Below are 16,172 nucleotides of genomic sequence, written 5' to 3' on the forward strand. Positions count from 1 at the left end.
CTTATGTCCCTTATATGTCCTTGGGCATCAGTTTCGGAATGCCGACAAGCCGGTGTTCTCCGTTGACGAATGCCATATCCTGCGCCGTCAGTTCCACATCGCGAATTTCGCGGTTCACAAGGAAATTTTCGGTTTCCACGGTGGTTTCCGCCAGTTCGATCGTCACATCGAAACGTGCCTTGAAGGCATCAATGATTTCATCGACGATGATTTCAGGTGCCGAGGCCCCGGCCGACAAGCCCACCACCGCCACGTCGCCAATCCGGTCCCATTCGATATCGGCAGCGCGTTGGACCAGCATCGACATGCGCGCGCCCGCCTTCTCCGCAACTTCAACCAGGCGCTTGGAATTGGAGGAATTCGGCGCACCGACGATCAGGAACAGATCGCATCCGGGAGCGGCGGATCGCACCGCATCCTGCCGGTTGGTCGTGGCATAGCAGATCGATTCTGCCGCCGGGGCTGACAGGTTCGGAAAACGCGCCTGCAATTCCTCGATGATGCCCGCCGTGTCATCCACCGAAAGCGTCGTCTGCGTCACGAAGCCCAGATTGTTCTCGTCATCGAAATGGCAATTGCGCGCATCTTCCACGGTTTCGATCAGCGTCACCGCGCCATCCGGCAGTTGGCCCATGGTGCCGATCACTTCCGGATGGCCGGAATGGCCGATCAGGATGACATGGCGACCGAGGCGCTGATGGCGCATGGCCTGCTTGTGCACCTTGGAAACCAGAGGACACGTGGCATCGAGATAAAAGAGGTTCTTGGCTTGCGCATCGGCCGGCACCGACTTCGGCACGCCATGGGCGGAAAACACGACCGGCTGGTTGCGGTGCTCCGCCGGGATTTCATTCAGTTCCTCGACAAAGATCGCGCCGCGCGACTGCAAGCCCTCGACCACATAACGGTTGTGAACGATCTCATGGCGCACATAAACCGGCGCACCGTATTTCTTCAGCGCCAGAACGACGATCTGGATCGCCCGGTCCACCCCGGCGCAAAAACCGCGGGGGCCGCAAAGGCGAATTTCCAGAGGGGGGCGCTGATCGGTCATGAAGCGTGCTCGCAAGGTTCGGCGTGGCTTGAAATTCAATCTTGAAACTATGTCCCGGAGTTGGGCCGCAACGCGGTCATTGTCAACCCCTTCCCCCCTTATCCTCGCTGTCTTGGCCTGAAAATCGGTCTCCACCTTTCTCAAGGCGGCGATAGCGCCACAACCATGTTCCGACAACCCCGATCAGGGCCAGAGCGAGGCCGTACCATGTTACCGCATACTGCAGATGGTTGTTGGGAAAATCGATAATCGTCACGCCGCCAATGGGTAGACCACCCGGATTGGGCTTGTTGTCGGCATCGATGAAGAACGGCACGACCGCATCCAGATTTGGCAAACCGGCGCTTGTCCCCATCGCGACCCAGTCTTTCCAGTAGAAAATATTCTTGGGCGCATCATTGTCGGGCAGGAAGAAACCCGGCTTCGCCGACAATGGATCGCGTGCCAGACCGGTCACACTGACCGGGCCATCAACCTGCCCTTCCATCCGCGTTGCCGGATCTTTTTTCTCGTATGGAACAAAGCCGCGATTGACCAGAATGAAGCGTCCGTCTTCCAGCATCAGCGGCGTATAGACATTGTAACCGGCAGCCCCGTCATGCGTGGCCAGAAAATGCCGCTCACCCTGATGCATGAAGGTGCCCGAAACCGTCACCGGACGATATTCGACGGTGCCTTCCTGCTTGTAGAGCTTTTCCATTTCCGACAGCGGCAATGGCGGTTCGTGAATGCGCTGTTCGGTCGATGCGATCAGCGCTTCCTTCCATTGCAGGCGTTCCATCTGCCACGTGCCGAGCGCCAGCAGAATGACCAGCGCAATGGAGGACGCGATGACGACGCCCCATGGAAAACGCGATGTATGTTTCAGCGTCATTTGTTGCTGTCCAGACGCCCCTGCTCGGCCTTGTGGCGATATTGCATATTGATGAGAATGCCCTTGGCCCATCGCATGGCCACAAGGCTGAGGATGATCGCAAGCGGCACCCACAGGATGAAGTGCACCCAGAGCGGCGGCCCGACATTCACTTCCATCCAGAGCGCGAGGCCGACGACGATGAAACCGATGATCAGGATGACGAAAGCCGCCGGGCCGTCACCGGAATCCGCAAAGGAATAATCCAGCCCGCAAGCCTTGCAGCGCGGGGCGACTTTCAGAAAACCGTCGAACAGCTTCCCCTCGCCGCAACACGGGCAATGTCCGGCGATGCCGCTCTTTATGGGATCGACCGGAGGATAAATGTTCTGATCCGGCATCGCGTTTCCCTTTTCAACATCGGTTCACAAACAAAAGGCGGCCATGTTGCCAGGGCCGCCTCGAAACTTGTCGCCACCGGCGATCAACCGCCATGCATCGGCGCGCCCCAGCCGCCCCATACATAAATGGCGAAGAACAGGAACAGCCAGACCACGTCAACGAAGTGCCAGTACCAGGCAGCGGCTTCGAAACCGAAATGCTGCGTCGGCGTGAAGTCGCCGCCAATCGCCCGGAAGAGGCACACCAGAAGGAAGATCGTACCGATGATAACGTGGAAACCGTGGAAGCCGGTCGCCATGAAGAACGTTGCACCGTAGATCGAATCCTTGAACGCGAATGGTGCGTGGATATATTCGTAGGCCTGCACGAAGGAGAACAGGACACCGAGAGCGACAGTGATCGCCAGGCCGGTAATCATGCCCTTGCGGTCATTGTGCAGCAGGGCATGGTGCGCCCAGGTCAGTGTCGTGCCCGACAGAAGCAGGATCACGGTATTGTAGAGCGGCAGGTGCAGCGGATCGAGAACCTCGATGCCCTTCGGAGGCCAGACGCCACCCGTAAATTCGGCGCGCGCCACCTGATGCACTTCATTCGGAAAGAGGCTGGCATCGAAGAACGCCCAGAACCAGGCCACGAAGAACATGACTTCCGAGGCGATGAACATAATCATGCCATAGCGCAGATGCAGCGACACGACACGGGTATGGTGCCCCTCATGCCCTTCCTTGATCGTATCGGACCACCAGCCATACATGCAGTAGAGCACGATGGCGAGGCCGATGAAGAAAATCCATGGCGTCACCACATTGAGGCCGAAGAACGGCAGCTCGCCTGCATTGATGTAACGCATCCAGGCAATACCGCCGACGGCAAGCACGAATGCACCCACGGAGCTCAGGAACGGCCAAGGGCTGGGCGCGATGATATGATAGTCGTGATTTTTCTGATGAACGTCGGCCATGTCTCTCCCCGTAAATCCCCTTAGGGGCTCCTCTCTCGTACCTTCCTGCTTAACCCCCAACCGGGCTGCCAAGCAAGTCTGTCTGTAACAAGCGGTATCTCAATCAGAATAAAACCGCTTCAGTCTTTTGTCTTTGCGGCATTATGCGCCGCTCGGTCTCAGCTTCCGTTGTTTGACGTCTCAACCTTGGCATTCGCCACCGGCTTCGGCTTCTCGATCGGAAAGAATGTATAGGACAGCGTGATCGTCTTGACGTCCTTCAGGTCAGGATCGTTGACGATCTCCGGATCGACAAAGAACACGACCGGCATTTCCATGTCTTCGCCCGGCTGCAAGGTCGTATCCGTGAAGCAGAAGCATTCGACCTTGTTGAAATAGGCCCCTGCCCGACCCGGCGCGACGTTGAAGCTTGCGCGGCCATAGGTCGGCTCATCGAAGAGATTGCGCGCCTCGTATTTGATCATCGTCGTTTCGCCGATGCGGACCGTCACCTCACGCTGCACAGGCTTGAAATCCCATGGCAGGCCATTGGCCATGTTCGCGTCGAAACGCACCTTGATGGTCTTGTCCAGAATGGTATCGGAATATTGCTCGACACGTTGTGTCGTGCCGCCATAGCCCGTCACCTGGCAGAAAATGCGGTAAAGCGGAACGGAGGCATAGGCTGCACCGATCATGCAGACAAAGAAAGACAGGCAAGCAAAAGCAATCGTTGCATTGGAACGCTGCTGCTTTTTCAGCTTTTGATCCTTCTCCCGCAGATCCGCCATTTTCTCCTCCCAGATGATTTTTAAAGCGGCCGCACCAGAATATTCGCGCCCAGTTTCGCAATCGTGCCGACGTAAACAAGGAGCACAAACAGCGCCAGCGCGATTGCCAGTCCCCACGAGCGATTGCGCTGGGCTCGCTTCTGCTGCTCCGTCGGAACAATCAATTCCAGCTTGCTGTCCACCGGCTTTTGTGCGGTTTTATCCATCAGAACACTCCAAAGGCGGCCAGCGCCTTCATGACCAGCGCTTCCACAAGCAGCACCGCAAACAATCCCGACAGGTAAAGCAGCGAGAAACGGAACAGCTTGCGGGCAGCGGCCAGCATTGCAGATTGCGAACCGGCAGCCCACAGGCGCCACGCATAATAAACGAAAGCCAGGCCAAGCAGCGTCGAGATCGCGCCATAGACAGGGCCTGCGAAGCCCAGCACCCACGGCAGAACGCCGACCGGCGCCATAAGGATCGCATAGAACAGCGCCTGACGCCGGGTCGAAAGCTCACCCTTCACGTTCGGCATCATGGGGATGCGCGCTGCTTCATAATCATTGGCTGAAAAGAGCGACAATGCCCAGAAATGCGGCGGCGTCCACAGGAAGATAATCATGAACAGGACAACACTGTCCCAGGTGATCTCGCCGGTCGCGGCGGCCCAGCCGATCATCGGCGGAAATGCGCCCGCAGCACCGCCGATAACGATATTCTGCGGTGTCGAACGCTTCAGCCACATCGTATAGATGACGGCATAGAAGAAAATCGTGAAAGCGAGCAACGCAGCCGCCAGCCAGTTGACCATCAGCCCAAGCGTGATGACGGAAAAGGCGGAAAGTGTCAGGCCGAAAGCCAGCACCTGGCCGGGCGCGATGATGCCCGCCGGAATGGGCCGGTTGCGCGTGCGCTTCATCACCGCGTCGATATCGGCATCATACCACATGTTCAGCGCGCCGGACGCTCCGGCGCCGACGGCGATGCACAAGATGCTGATGGCGGCAAGGACAGGGTTCATATGTCCCGGTGCGACCACCAGCCCGACCAGCCCGGTGAAGACCACGAGGGACATCACGCGGGGCTTCAAAAGAACAAGGTAATCGCGCGCAGTCGCCTCGGAGAGAGCGAGCGAATCGTCGGTACCTGCGTTTTTTTCCACCAGAGACATTTTAACTTCAAAAACCTCAAGTTCACCGGTCCGGACACCGCGCCCCCTACAGCGCGGATCGGCACCAATCACAACAATGTCCTCCCGGAAACCATTCTGTTTCCACCGGAAATGCCGTGCCTGATGGCCGACTTTTCGTCTACCGGCGACGGGCGGAACAGAATGCCGCCCGCCAATAGCACATTTTACAAGGCCGGGCGAAGTCTTTTCCGGACTCCGCCCGACGCACAATTACTTGATGCGCGGCAACTGTTCCCACTGGTGGAACGGCGGCGGCGACGAAAGCTGCCATTCCAGCGTGGTTGCACCTTCACCCCACGGATTTGCACCGGCTTCACGCTTCTTCGCGAATGCCTCGAAGACATTGTAGAGGAAGATCAGGACGGCGAAGCCCGAAATATAGGAGCCGTAAGACGACACCATGTTCCAGCCCGCATAGGCATCAGGATAGTCGATGTAGCGGCGCGGCATGCCGGCCAGACCAAGGAAATGCTGCGGGAAGAAGACCAGGTTCACACCAACGAATGTGACCCAGAAGTGCAGCTTGGCCGTGAACTCATTGTACATGTAGCCGCTCATCTTCGGGAACCAGTAGTACCAGCCCGCGAAGATCGCAAACACTGCACCAAGCGATAGCACGTAATGGAAGTGCGCCACGACGTAATAGGTGTCATGCAGTGCGCGGTCGAGACCGGCATTGGCGAGCTGAACGCCCGTTACACCGCCAACGGTGAACAGGAAGATGAAGCCGATCGCCCACAGCATCGGCGCCCGGAAGGTGATCGAGCCGCCCCACATCGTCGCGATCCATGAGAAGATCTTGATCCCTGTCGGAACCGCGATCACCATCGTGGCGAACACGAAGTAACGCTGCGTATCGAGCGACAGGCCGACCGTATACATGTGGTGGGCCCAGACGACGAAGCCGACGACACCGATCGCGACCATGGCGTAAGCCATGCCGAGATAACCGAAGATCGGCTTGCGCGAGAAGGTCGATACGATGTGGCTTACGATGCCGAAGCCCGGCAGGATGAGGATGTACACTTCCGGGTGCCCGAAGAACCAGAACAGGTGCTGGTACAGAATCGGATCACCGCCGCCATCGGGCGCGAAGAAAGTCGTTCCGAAGTTGCGATCGGTCAGCAGCATGGTGATGCCACCAGCCAGAACCGGCAGCGAAAGCAGAAGCAGGAACGCCGTCACCAGCACGGCCCATGCAAAGAGCGGCATCTTGTGCAGCGTCATGCCCGGTGCGCGCATGTTGAGGATCGTGGTGATGAAATTGATCGCACCGAGGATCGACGAGGCACCGGAAATGTGGATGGCGAGGATGGCGAAGTCCACAGCCGGTCCGGGCTGGCCCGAGGTCGAAAGAGGCGGATAGAGCGTCCAGCCGCCGCCCGGACCCCAGCCGCCGGGCGCGGATGGCATGAACAGCGAGATCAGCAGCAGAAGCAGCGCTGGCGGCAGAAGCCAGAACGAAATGTTGTTCATGCGCGGGAAGGCCATGTCCGGCGCGCCGATCATCAGCGGCACCATCCAGTTGGCGAAACCGCCGATCAGCGCCGGCATGACCATGAAGAAGATCATGACCAGAGCATGCGCCGAAGTGAACACATTGAACATCTGCTTACCGGCATCGAGCGCGGCGTCGCCCTCAACACCGTAGACCATGGATGCAAGGCCATGGAAAATCTGGATGCCCGGCTCCTGGAGTTCGGCGCGCATCGCGATGGACAAGGCGCCGCCGATGATCCCGGAGATGATTGCAAAAATCAGGTACAGTGTACCGATGTCTTTATGATTGGTCGAGTATACCCAACGAACCCAGCCATGCGGCTTGTGATCGCCATCTTTATCATGGGCATTTTGGGCACCATGTTCGTGAGCTGCTGTGCCAGCCATGGAATTCGCTCCCGTTTTTCAACAGTCTTGGCGTTCGGGATCTAAAGACCCGCCGCAGCCACCTTATCGTTTGCGCCACCTTCAACAGCGGCCTGAAGCGCCTTGTTCGCACCGTTCAGATCCGATCCCGCAGCGGCGATCCAGGTCTGATACTGATCTTTTGAGACAACGCGCACGGCAATCGGCATGAAGCCATGATCCTTGCCGCAAAGCTCGGAGCACTGACCGTAATACAGGCCTTCCTTGTCCGCCTTGAACCAGGCTTCGTTGATGCGGCCCGGAACAGCGTCCATCTTCACGCCGAACGCCGGGATGGTCCAGGAATGGATCACGTCGGCGGCGGTGACGAGAAGGCGAACCGTTTCGCCAACCGGAACCACGACTTCATTGTCGACAGCCAGAAGACGCGGATAACGCGCACGATCCTCTTTCCCGGCGGCGGCGCGATCGGCATCCTTCAACAGAAGGGAATCGAAGCTGACCGGATTATCGACCTGATATTCGTAACCCCAGTACCACTGATATCCCGTCGCCTTGACCGTCAGCGTCGGATCTTCAGGCGAATATTGCGCCGTCAGAAGCTGGAAGGACGGAACCGCGAGGAACAGCAGAATGATGACCGGCCCAACGGTCCAGATCACCTCGATAGCGGTATTGTGGCTGGTTTTGGATGGCTCCGGATTTGCGCTGGCGCGAAAGCGCAGCACGACCCAGACCAGCAAAAACAGAACCAGCAAGGTAATGGGAATGATAAACCAGAGCGTATAACGCTCAAACCAATGAATCTGTTCGGCAATCCCAGTCGCTGCGTCCTGAAATCTCCATTCCCAGGGACGCGGCTGGTCCGCGAAAGCGGCACCAGTCGTCCACAGCACTGCAAGAGCGCCGCCGAAGGCGCCCCTCGTTGTGGCAACAATCTTATCCACCAGAACTCTCTCCCTTTTCGCCCTTTCGAGCTGGACGCCGGACGCTAAAGACGGCCGCATCCCCCGTCGGCGTTCAAACCACACCTTAGCGCACACCGCAAGGAAGGCGAATATGTTCCTGTGCGGCATTTTTGCGCGCAGCCCCCATGCGGAAAAGCCAATGTTCAAGCTTATTCAATGTACAGGAAGGGGCACAGGAAGGGTTCGCCTCCACCGCGAAAACTTGGGAAAACCGCAGGAAACCCATAATGAAGCCATGATTTGACAAGACGTTTCTTTTAACGTGCCGCGTGACAATCGATGCAACAGACGGTATCACCGTTGCGATGATGGCCAAGACCGTTAAACGCCAGTCACGGCGCTTTTCATGGCCAATGCAGCGCGTTAACGTCCCGGTGATTCGATCTGGAGATTTCATGACTTTTCGCATGCCTGCCCGCCGCACGATCAGCCAGCGCCTCGCAATCCTTGCAACAGGCGCCAGCATGGCACTCGCCGTTGCAACGCTTCCGTCCGTTGCCCAGGACAAACCGGCGCAATTACAAACCCTGCAGGAGGCTCCCGCAGCCCAGTCGCAGGCGGCCCCGACCAGCCCGCAGCAGAGCGGCAAGCTCAAGTCGCAGCATGGCGCCTGGTCCGTCCTTTGCGACACACCTGCCGGCGCCAAGACGGAACAGTGCGCGCTGATCCAGAACGTGGTGGCCGCGAAACGCCCGGAACTCGGCCTTTCGGTCGTCGTCCTCAAGACCGCGGACAACAAGGCGCGCATTCTGCGCGTTCTGGCCCCGCTTGGCGTTCTGTTGCCCAACGGCCTGGGCCTCAATGTCGATGGCAAGGATATCGGCCGCGCCTATTTCGTGCGCTGCTTCGAAGACGGCTGCTATGCAGAAGTGATCCTTGAAGACGATCTTTTGAAGACGTTGCGCAGCGGCAAGGCGGCAACCTTCATCGTCTTCCAGACGCCGGAAGAAGGCGTCGGCATTCCGGTGGATCTGAAAGGGTTTGGCGAAGGCTTCGACGCCCTCCCCTAAGAACTGTCGATATTCCGGCACCGGAATATCGATAGTTCTTCATCGCGTGGTTGTCCTCAACCGATTTAAGGCTTACATCCTGCAACAGACACATGCTGCAGGATTTGTTTTCATGAAAAGCCTGATCGACAGTTTCGACGCCTCCCGCGACGATATCGAGCGCCTTGTCGCCCAAAGCCTGAAGGGCGGCGACGATGGCGAACTCTTCGTGGAGTATCGCGAAGCCGAAGCCCTCGTTTTCGATAATGGCCGCCTCAAGACCGGCTCTTTCAACCAGGATCAAGGCTTTGGCCTACGCTCGGTTGCGGGTGAAGCCATCGGCTATGCCCATGCCGGCGATCTTTCGCTTGCCGCGCTGAAACGCGCCTCGGACGCGGTTTCCGCCACACTGAAAGGCTATGGCGGCACCTATTCCCCTGCTCCGGCGGGCACCAACCGCCACCTCTATACGGATGAAAACCCGATCGGCGCACCGGGCTTCGACGCCAAGGTGCAGCTTCTGCAACAGATCGACGCCTATCTGCGCGCCAAAGACCCAAAAGTCCGTCAGGTTTCCGTTTCGCTTGCTGGTTCATGGCAACAGGTGGAAATCCTGCGCGCCGACGGTCATTTCGTCCGTGATATACGGCCCATGGTGCGATTGAGCGTTTCCGTGGTGGCAGGCAGCGGCGACCGTCAGGAGTCGGGTTCCCATACTGTGGGCGGACGCAAGGGCTTTGGCGAATTCATCAGCACGACAAGCTGGCAGCATGCCGCCGACGAAGCATTGCGTCAGGCGCTCGTCAATCTGGAAGCCATCCCGGCCCCGGCAGGCACATTCGATATCGTTCTGGCCAATGGCTGGCCGGGCGTGATGCTGCATGAAGCGGTCGGGCATGGGCTGGAAGGCGATTTCAACCGCAAAAAGACATCTGCTTTCGCTGGCCTGCTCGGACAGCAGGTCGCCGCCAAGGGCGTAACCGTGGTGGACGACGGCACGATTGCCGAGCGCCGTGGCTCACTGACCATCGATGATGAAGGCACGCCCACCAACCGCACCGTGCTGATCGAGGATGGCAAGCTCGTCAATTACATGCAGGACAGGCAGAATGCGCGGCTGATGGGCATGGAAGCGACCGGCAATGGACGCCGCGAATCCTATGCGCATGCGCCGATGCCGCGCATGACCAACACCTATATGCTGTCCGGCGACAAGACGCCGGAAGAAATCATCGCCTCGATGAAGAAGGGAATCTATGCGGTTTCCTTCGGCGGCGGTCAGGTGGATATCACATCGGGCAAGTTCGTGTTCGGCTGCACCGAGGCCTATATGATCGAGGACGGCAAGGTGGGAGCGCCCATCAAGGGTGCGATGCTGATCGGCAACGGACCGGATGCGATGAAGCGTATATCCATGATCGGCAACGATATGAAGCTCGATACCGGCAGCGGCAATTGCGGCAAGGGCGGGCAATGGGTGCCGGTCGGCGTCGGCCAGCCGCATCTGCGCATGGACCAGGTAACAGTGGGCGGCACCGCGCTCTAAACCCTATTCAGGAGCAAAAACATTGATGGAATTTCGCCGGACTCCACGCCAAACAGTCAATGCAACAATTAATCTCCTTCTATGTGGCAGTGTTGCAGTATCGTTTCTTTATGATGGCTACACAGAGCAGTCCAAACTTCAGACAGCAATCGGCTGTCTTTTCGCTATATGGAGTTCATTTATCGCAATATCTCTACTGCGTAGGCGTATTATTTTGAAATTGGACGATACAGGGCTAAACATCTCTAAATATGTTCGTTCACCGGTTCATATAAAATGGAGCGAAATAGAACGTGCCATTTTTCGTGATGACCGCCGTCCGGTCATGTTTGCATGGCGGTCGTCCGATGATACAAAACTGCGCTATACAGGCTTATCTGCACGGTCTTTAGGACCCGAAAATTTAAAAACCTTGCAAGACATTGTTTTTACAAAACGACCCGATCTCTTGATCGAAAATAGTCAAACTACGCACAGTCAATAAGCCAGCCACTATGGGGAGAAACTGGCAATCTGGAGCATGATTCCCAAAAGCGGGAACCGGTTTTGGGAATCATGCTCAAACAAAGGAATAGAGGGGCATGGCGCTCCTTCTTAAACACCTGCCGCTCTAATACCGTTTTTCTCAGCAAATACTTATTAAGTTTCATATTCGTCAGATTTGCGGATTTTCTTCCAGCAAACCGGTTACGAAATCGAAAAGTCCGGGGCGACGGTCGCGGCGAAGACGCTCGGCTTCAATGATCGACTTGATAGCCGCAAAGGAGCGGTCGAGATCTTCATTGATGACGATATAATCGTATTTCACCCATTTCTGGATTTCAAAACGGGCATTCTGCAAGCGCGTCTCGATGACTTCCGCCGTATCCTCCGCGCGGCGGTTCAGGCGCTGCTGCAATTCGCGCATGGTGGGCGGCAGGATAAAGATCGACACCACATCGGCCGGCATCTTCGCTTGCAGCTGGTCCGCGCCCTGCCAGTCAATGTCGAACAGCATGTCCTGACCGTCCGCCAGCGCAATCTCTGCGGTTTCGCGCAGCGTGCCGTAGAAATTGCCGTGCACTTCCGCCCATTCGATCAGCTCGTCATTGTCGCGCAGGCGCTCGAATTCACGTGTCGTGATGAAATGATAATGCACCCCCTCGATCTCGCTCGGGCGGCGCTGACGCGTCGTCACGCTGACCGACAGCGAGAGGTTCATCTTCTTGTCTTCCAGCAAAAGCCGGGCAATCGTGGACTTTCCGGCCCCGGATGGCGACGAGATCACCACCATCAAGCCCCTGCGTGCGACGCCATTTTCAACCGAAGAGATGGCCATGATAACTGTTACTCCAGATTTTGTACTTGTTCGCGAAACTGATCCACGACAGCCTTCAGTTCCAGACCGATGGCTGTGATCGACGCTGCATTCGATTTAGAACACAGTGTATTAGCCTCACGATTAAATTCCTGTGAAAGAAAATCGAGCTTGCGCCCGACGGGGCCGCCCTCTGCCAAAAGCTTGCGCGCGGAGGCCACATGGGTATCCAGCCGGTCGAGCTCCTCCTGAATGTCGGCCTTGGTCGCAAGAAAGGCCGCTTCCTGATAGAGCTGGGCCTCGTCGAGTTCGCGGGCTGTATCCATCAGCAGGGCCACCTGTCCGGCAAGGCGCGCCTTGATGGCGTCCGTACCGCGCGACGGATCGCGGCGGGCGCGACCGGTCAAGCTTTCTATGCTGTCGACATGGGCCGATAAAATGCTGAAAAGGGCCCTGCCCTCCTGCCGGCGCGCGTCGGCAATCGCCTTGAGCGCTCCCTCGAAACCGGAAACGATGGCAGCTTCCAGCCGCACGCGGTCATCTTCGTCATCAGCCATCTGCGCCTGGTCGATGATACCACGCAGTGAAAGGATGCCGTCCACGCTGGCAGGCGCCAGCCCATGTTTCGCCTGCAAATCGGCGCCAAGCTTCAAGACCTCGGCGAGCATCGCCTGGTTGATGCTGAAACCGGCCTGCGCTTCACTGCGTTCCACGCTGAGACTTGCTTGAAAATTTCCCCGTGAGAAATGACGCGCCAGCATCGAGCGGACCGGATGTTCAGCCGCTTCAAGCCCTTGTGGCAGACGCAAACGGAGATCGAGCCCCTTGCCATTGACGGAGCGCACTTCCCAGACGATGCGCGCCTCACCGCCTTCCATGGCATGCTGCACGGCATGGCGTGCAAATCCGGTCATACTTTGGAGCGCCATGCATTCCATCCCCTCAACTCACGCCCGCCAATGCGGACCCACTCCAGAACATTTCTGCTTCGATTGAACCATGCGAAATGCCCTGCTGTTTGTTTTGACGCATCACCCCCCGCAAAACCGCTTCGCACTTTTGCTGGAAATGCTTTGTTCTACCGCATTATCCTGCGCAAAACCGCTTCGCACTTTTGCTGGAAATGCTTTGTTTCGTCGCATTATCCTACGCAAAACCGCTTCGCACTTTTGCTGGAAATGCTCTAAAAACCAATCCGAAGCCAGCGTTTGCACCGGCTTCGGTCACTGATTGCTACATTCGCCCAAGGTCATAGCCGAGCGTTATTGGCCCGCACTCTGCCCTGAGCCCTGACTTGCATCGTTGCCGGTATTGTTCTGTTGTTCGATATTCTTCTGCTGCTCGACAGAACGCCATTTGCGGACATTGGCATTGTGTTCCTGCAACGTCTTCGAAAACACATGACCGCCCGTGCCATCGGCAACGAAGTAGAGATCTTCCGTATCCAGCGGATTGGCGACGGCTTCCAGCGCGGCCTTGCCCGGATTGGCAATCGGCGTCGGCGGCAGACCGTTGATGACATAGGTGTTATACGGGGTCTGCTTTTCGATATCCGACTTGAAGATGGGGCGATCCGACGGTTTGCCAGCCCCGCCGAACAGGCCATAGATAATGGTCGGATCGGACTGGATGCGCATCCCCTTCTTCAGGCGGTTGATGAAGACCGAAGCCACATGCGGACGTTCGGAGGCGATACCGGTTTCCTTTTCCACGATGGAAGCCAGTGTCACAAATTCGTTCTTGTCCTTGATCGGCAGGTCGGGATTACGCTTTGCCCAGGCGTCATCCACGAGCTTCTTCTGCGATGCAACCATGCGATCGATGATTTCCGAACGCGTCGTGCCGCGCGTGAAGTTCAGCGTATCCGTGAAGAGCGATCCTTCCGGCGGCATTTCCTTCGGCATATCACCAACCAGAATCGGGTCAGCCGAAATGCGGTCGAAAATCTGCTTCACCGTCAGGCCTTCCGGAATGGTCAACGGATACATGATGGACTTGCCGCTGATGAGAATATTCATCACGTCGCGCATGGAGGCACCGGCAGGGATGGCATATTCACCCGCCTTCAGATCGTTTTCATGCCCCAATGTGCGCATGCCATAGCGGAAGATGCGCGCATCGCTGACGATCTCACGATTTTCCAGACTGTTGGAAACCTCGGCGATACCTGCGCCGCGCTTGACGAGAAACGTCGTTTCAGCGGTGAGCGGCCCCTGCCCGTCAAACTGCATCTTGCCGAAATAGAACAAGGCAGACGCGCCAAGCAGAACCAACACCACAAGCGACAGCATGAAGTTCATGAAAACGACGATCTGGCTGCGCGCGTGGCGCGAGCGCCTGCGCGGCGGCGGTGTTCCCGGCTCGGGCCGCAGGGCTTCAGACGCGGATTTCGGGACGAACGGCTTGGATGTCGCGTTCGTTTCCTGCGTCGCGCCCTTGGGCTGCTCGTCAGCAGGGGGTGTTCCGGATGGCGCCTCTGAATTCACTCAATCACCTCGGTCCAGAGCATTTCGAACCGTTATCACACGATTGGAAAGGCTCCATCTATCTATTCGGCGAGCCTCCGGACACATCATGCCGGATACCCGCCCGGAACGGCTTTTGCACTTGGTTTTCGTCAGAGCGGATAAAACTCTTCGGAGTCGTGTCCACACTAACCGCTGTTGATGATTTTAAACATCGCATCAGGTTATATTTTGGCAAAAACGCGGAGAAATCCCCGCGTTTTTAAGTTCAGTATCGGATTTTCAACAATGCCGATCAGGGCCGATCAGGAATATCGGCGCAGAACCAGCGAAGCATTGGTTCCGCCAAATCCAAAGGAGTTCGACAGGGCGACATCGATCTTGCGTTCACGCGCCTTGTGCGGGACCAGATCGATCTTCGTCGAAACAGCCGGATTATCGAGATTAAGCGTTGCCGGTGCGATATTGTCGCGAATGGCAAGGGTCGAGAAAATGGCTTCGGCGGCACCGGCAGCGCCAAGCAGATGGCCGATAGCCGACTTGGTCGAGGACATCGAAATCTTCGGCGCCGCATCGCCGACCACGCGCTCGACAGCGCCCAGCTCGATCGTGTCGGCCATGGTCGACGTGCCGTGGGCGTTGATGTAATCGATCTGGTCCGGCGTGATTTCGGCGCGCTTGAGGGCCGCGACCATGCAGCGCTCGGCGCCCTCGCCGCTCTCGGTCGGCGCCGTGATGTGATAGGCATCGCCCGAAAGTCCGTAACCGATCACTTCGGCATAGATTTTCGCGCCGCGCGCCAATGCGTGTTCCAGTTCTTCCAGAACCACGACGCCAGCGCCTTCGCCCATCACGAAGCCGTCGCGGTCTTCGTCATAAGGACGGGAAGCGGCAGTCGGGTCATCGTTGCGCTTGGTGGACAGCGCCTTGCAGGCGGCAAAGCCTGCCAGCGAAATGCGGCTCACCGGCGATTCCGTGCCACCGGCAACCATCACATCCGCATCGCCGAAAGCGATGAGACGGGCAGCGTCGCCAATGGCGTGCGTGCCGGTTGCGCAGGCCGTGACGACCGAATGGTTCGGCCCGCGCAGCTTGTGCTTGATCGACACATGGCCGGACGCCAGATTGATGAGACGGCCCGGAATGAAGAAGGGCGAGATGCGGCGCGGGCCCTTGTCGCGCAACGTATAGCCAGCCTCGACAATGCCTTCGATGCCGCCAATGCCCGAACCGATCAGAACGCCGGTGCGCACCTGATCCTCATCGCTTTCCGGATGCCAGTCGGCATCGTCCAGCGCCTGGTCGGCAGCGCCGACGGCATAGACGATGAAAGGATCAACCTTGCGCTGTTCCTTGGCTTCCATATGAAGGTCGGCATTGAAGGTGCCATTGGTGCCATCGCCAACCGGCACGCGGCAGGCAATCTGGCAGGCCAGATCGTCAACTTCAAATTCCGTGATGCGGCGAGCACCGCTTTCACCGGCAATAAGACGCTTCCAGGTCTCTTCGACACCGCTGGCAAGCGGCGACACCAGACCAAGACCGGTGATGACGACACGCCTCATATTCACCCCTTAAAATTCTGTTATGTCACGAGCACCGCGCCCCGCAGGCTTTAACCGGCAGAACATATGTCCGGGCCTGACGGAAAGGAGTGGCGCTCCAATTGTTGAACCGGAGCCTGCCATATCGAGCGCGATCCAGGATCAGCGCCGCGGCAGATGAGCAAACAGGCCGCCTGGCGGCCTAGCTGCATGTTCGCCCCCAGCGCAGAAGCGAAAGAGGCGATAAAAGACAAGCAGGGCCAGGATTCAGCAGAACCCCGGC

General features: G+C 57.8%; 17 protein-coding genes. 3 read left to right on the forward strand and 14 right to left on the reverse strand.

Annotated features, from left to right (window positions below):
• Positions 1 to 10 precede the first annotated feature (10 nt).
• From ispH to AVM02_RS10455, 10 genes are all read right to left on the reverse strand, one after another.
• On the reverse strand, positions 11 to 1,054 hold the full coding sequence (ispH, locus tag AVM02_RS10410; protein WP_411506895.1) for a 4-hydroxy-3-methylbut-2-enyl diphosphate reductase: 1,044 nt from the start codon (positions 1,052 to 1,054) through the stop codon (positions 11 to 13).
• Between the two features lie 82 nt (positions 1,055 to 1,136).
• Complete coding sequence (locus tag AVM02_RS10415; RefSeq protein ID WP_411506896.1) at positions 1,137 to 1,928, reverse strand: SURF1 family protein; 792 nt, start codon at positions 1,926 to 1,928, stop codon at positions 1,137 to 1,139.
• Positions 1,925 to 2,308, reverse strand: coding sequence for a DUF983 domain-containing protein (locus AVM02_RS10420; protein WP_411506897.1), 384 nt, complete (start codon positions 2,306 to 2,308; stop codon positions 1,925 to 1,927). The genes AVM02_RS10415 and AVM02_RS10420 overlap by 4 nt, the downstream gene beginning before the upstream one ends.
• An 83-nt stretch (positions 2,309 to 2,391) precedes the next feature.
• Positions 2,392 to 3,270 carry a cytochrome c oxidase subunit 3 gene (locus tag AVM02_RS10425; protein WP_411506898.1) on the reverse strand — a complete coding sequence of 293 codons (879 nt, stop codon included), beginning with the start codon at positions 3,268 to 3,270 and terminating at the stop codon, positions 2,392 to 2,394.
• 158 nt (positions 3,271 to 3,428) lie between these two features.
• Positions 3,429 to 4,040 carry a cytochrome c oxidase assembly protein gene (locus AVM02_RS10430; protein ID WP_411506899.1) on the reverse strand — a complete coding sequence of 204 codons (612 nt, stop codon included), beginning with the start codon at positions 4,038 to 4,040 and terminating at the stop codon, positions 3,429 to 3,431.
• 20 nt (positions 4,041 to 4,060) lie between these two features.
• Positions 4,061 to 4,246 (reverse strand): hypothetical protein, encoded by a 186-nt coding sequence (locus tag AVM02_RS10435; RefSeq protein ID WP_411506900.1) that lies wholly within the window; start codon positions 4,244 to 4,246, stop codon positions 4,061 to 4,063.
• The gene (locus AVM02_RS10440) at positions 4,246 to 5,193 is read right to left on the reverse strand and encodes a heme o synthase (protein ID WP_411506901.1); all 948 of its coding nucleotides are present in this window, start codon (positions 5,191 to 5,193) and stop codon (positions 4,246 to 4,248) included. Before AVM02_RS10440 ends, AVM02_RS10435 begins: the two co-directional genes overlap by 1 nt.
• A 231-nt stretch (positions 5,194 to 5,424) precedes the next feature.
• Positions 5,425 to 7,101, reverse strand: a complete 1,677-nt coding sequence (ctaD, locus tag AVM02_RS10445) for a cytochrome c oxidase subunit I (protein WP_411506902.1) — start codon at positions 7,099 to 7,101, stop codon at positions 5,425 to 5,427.
• 41 nt (positions 7,102 to 7,142) lie between these two features.
• The gene (gene coxB / locus AVM02_RS10450; protein WP_411506903.1) at positions 7,143 to 8,027 is read right to left on the reverse strand and encodes a cytochrome c oxidase subunit II; all 885 of its coding nucleotides are present in this window, start codon (positions 8,025 to 8,027) and stop codon (positions 7,143 to 7,145) included.
• Between the two features lie 85 nt (positions 8,028 to 8,112).
• A complete protein-coding gene (locus AVM02_RS10455) occupies positions 8,113 to 8,445 on the reverse strand; it encodes a hypothetical protein (RefSeq protein WP_411506904.1) in 333 nt (110 codons plus the stop codon).
• Between AVM02_RS10455 and AVM02_RS10460 the strand changes: the two genes are divergently transcribed.
• The 3 genes from AVM02_RS10460 to AVM02_RS10470 all read left to right on the forward strand — a co-directional run bounded on the left by AVM02_RS10460 (position 8,444) and on the right by AVM02_RS10470 (position 11,067).
• Positions 8,444 to 9,058: an invasion associated locus B family protein gene (locus AVM02_RS10460; RefSeq protein WP_411506905.1), complete on the forward strand. Its 615-nt coding sequence runs from the start codon at positions 8,444 to 8,446 to the stop codon at positions 9,056 to 9,058. The two genes, AVM02_RS10455 and AVM02_RS10460, sit on opposite strands and share 2 nt — an antisense overlap.
• 112 nt (positions 9,059 to 9,170) lie before the next feature.
• Positions 9,171 to 10,583 carry a metalloprotease TldD gene (gene tldD / locus AVM02_RS10465; RefSeq protein ID WP_411506906.1) on the forward strand — a complete coding sequence of 471 codons (1,413 nt, stop codon included), beginning with the start codon at positions 9,171 to 9,173 and terminating at the stop codon, positions 10,581 to 10,583.
• Positions 10,584 to 10,605: 22 nt separating this feature from the next.
• Positions 10,606 to 11,067 (forward strand): hypothetical protein, encoded by a 462-nt coding sequence (locus AVM02_RS10470; RefSeq protein WP_411506907.1) that lies wholly within the window; start codon positions 10,606 to 10,608, stop codon positions 11,065 to 11,067.
• Between the two features lie 171 nt (positions 11,068 to 11,238).
• Here AVM02_RS10470 and gmk read toward each other — a convergent pair whose 3' ends face one another.
• The 4 genes from gmk to fabF all read right to left on the reverse strand — a co-directional run bounded on the left by gmk (position 11,239) and on the right by fabF (position 15,910).
• Complete coding sequence (gene gmk / locus AVM02_RS10475; RefSeq protein ID WP_411506908.1) at positions 11,239 to 11,901, reverse strand: guanylate kinase; 663 nt, start codon at positions 11,899 to 11,901, stop codon at positions 11,239 to 11,241.
• A gap of 8 nt (positions 11,902 to 11,909) precedes the next feature.
• Positions 11,910 to 12,809, reverse strand: a complete 900-nt coding sequence (locus tag AVM02_RS10480; protein WP_411506909.1) for a YicC/YloC family endoribonuclease — start codon at positions 12,807 to 12,809, stop codon at positions 11,910 to 11,912.
• A 333-nt stretch (positions 12,810 to 13,142) separates the two neighbouring features.
• Positions 13,143 to 14,366 (reverse strand): endolytic transglycosylase MltG, encoded by a 1,224-nt coding sequence (gene mltG / locus AVM02_RS10485; protein ID WP_411506910.1) that lies wholly within the window; start codon positions 14,364 to 14,366, stop codon positions 13,143 to 13,145.
• Between the two features lie 284 nt (positions 14,367 to 14,650).
• On the reverse strand, positions 14,651 to 15,910 hold the full coding sequence (gene fabF / locus AVM02_RS10490; protein WP_411506911.1) for a beta-ketoacyl-ACP synthase II: 1,260 nt from the start codon (positions 15,908 to 15,910) through the stop codon (positions 14,651 to 14,653).
• Positions 15,911 to 16,172: the final 262 nt, after the last annotated feature.

Origin of the sequence: Brucella anthropi (assembly GCF_046630315.1) — a bacterium.
GTDB lineage: Bacteria > Pseudomonadota > Alphaproteobacteria > Rhizobiales > Rhizobiaceae > Brucella > Brucella anthropi_A.

Bases quoted from the DNA above. Each gene is read 5' to 3' on its own strand.
- fabF (WP_411506911.1), bottom strand. From the start codon at position 15,910: ATGAGGCGTGTCGTCATCACCGGTCTTGGTCTGGTGTCGCCGCTTGCC.
- AVM02_RS10435 (WP_411506900.1), bottom strand. From the start codon at position 4,246: ATGGATAAAACCGCACAAAAGCCGGTGGACAGCAAGCTGGAATTGATT.
- gmk (WP_411506908.1), bottom strand. From the start codon at position 11,901: ATGGCCATCTCTTCGGTTGAAAATGGCGTCGCACGCAGGGGCTTGATG.
- ispH (WP_411506895.1), bottom strand. From the start codon at position 1,054: ATGACCGATCAGCGCCCCCCTCTGGAAATTCGCCTTTGCGGCCCCCGC.
- AVM02_RS10460 (WP_411506905.1), top strand. From the start codon at position 8,444: ATGACTTTTCGCATGCCTGCCCGCCGCACGATCAGCCAGCGCCTCGCA.
- tldD (WP_411506906.1), top strand. From the start codon at position 9,171: ATGAAAAGCCTGATCGACAGTTTCGACGCCTCCCGCGACGATATCGAG.
- AVM02_RS10455 (WP_411506904.1), bottom strand. From the start codon at position 8,445: ATGAAATCTCCAGATCGAATCACCGGGACGTTAACGCGCTGCATTGGC.
- AVM02_RS10430 (WP_411506899.1), bottom strand. From the start codon at position 4,040: ATGGCGGATCTGCGGGAGAAGGATCAAAAGCTGAAAAAGCAGCAGCGT.
- AVM02_RS10420 (WP_411506897.1), bottom strand. From the start codon at position 2,308: ATGCCGGATCAGAACATTTATCCTCCGGTCGATCCCATAAAGAGCGGC.
- AVM02_RS10440 (WP_411506901.1), bottom strand. From the start codon at position 5,193: ATGTCTCTGGTGGAAAAAAACGCAGGTACCGACGATTCGCTCGCTCTC.
- AVM02_RS10425 (WP_411506898.1), bottom strand. From the start codon at position 3,270: ATGGCCGACGTTCATCAGAAAAATCACGACTATCATATCATCGCGCCC.
- AVM02_RS10480 (WP_411506909.1), bottom strand. From the start codon at position 12,809: ATGGCGCTCCAAAGTATGACCGGATTTGCACGCCATGCCGTGCAGCAT.
- ctaD (WP_411506902.1), bottom strand. From the start codon at position 7,101: ATGGCTGGCACAGCAGCTCACGAACATGGTGCCCAAAATGCCCATGAT.
- AVM02_RS10415 (WP_411506896.1), bottom strand. From the start codon at position 1,928: ATGACGCTGAAACATACATCGCGTTTTCCATGGGGCGTCGTCATCGCG.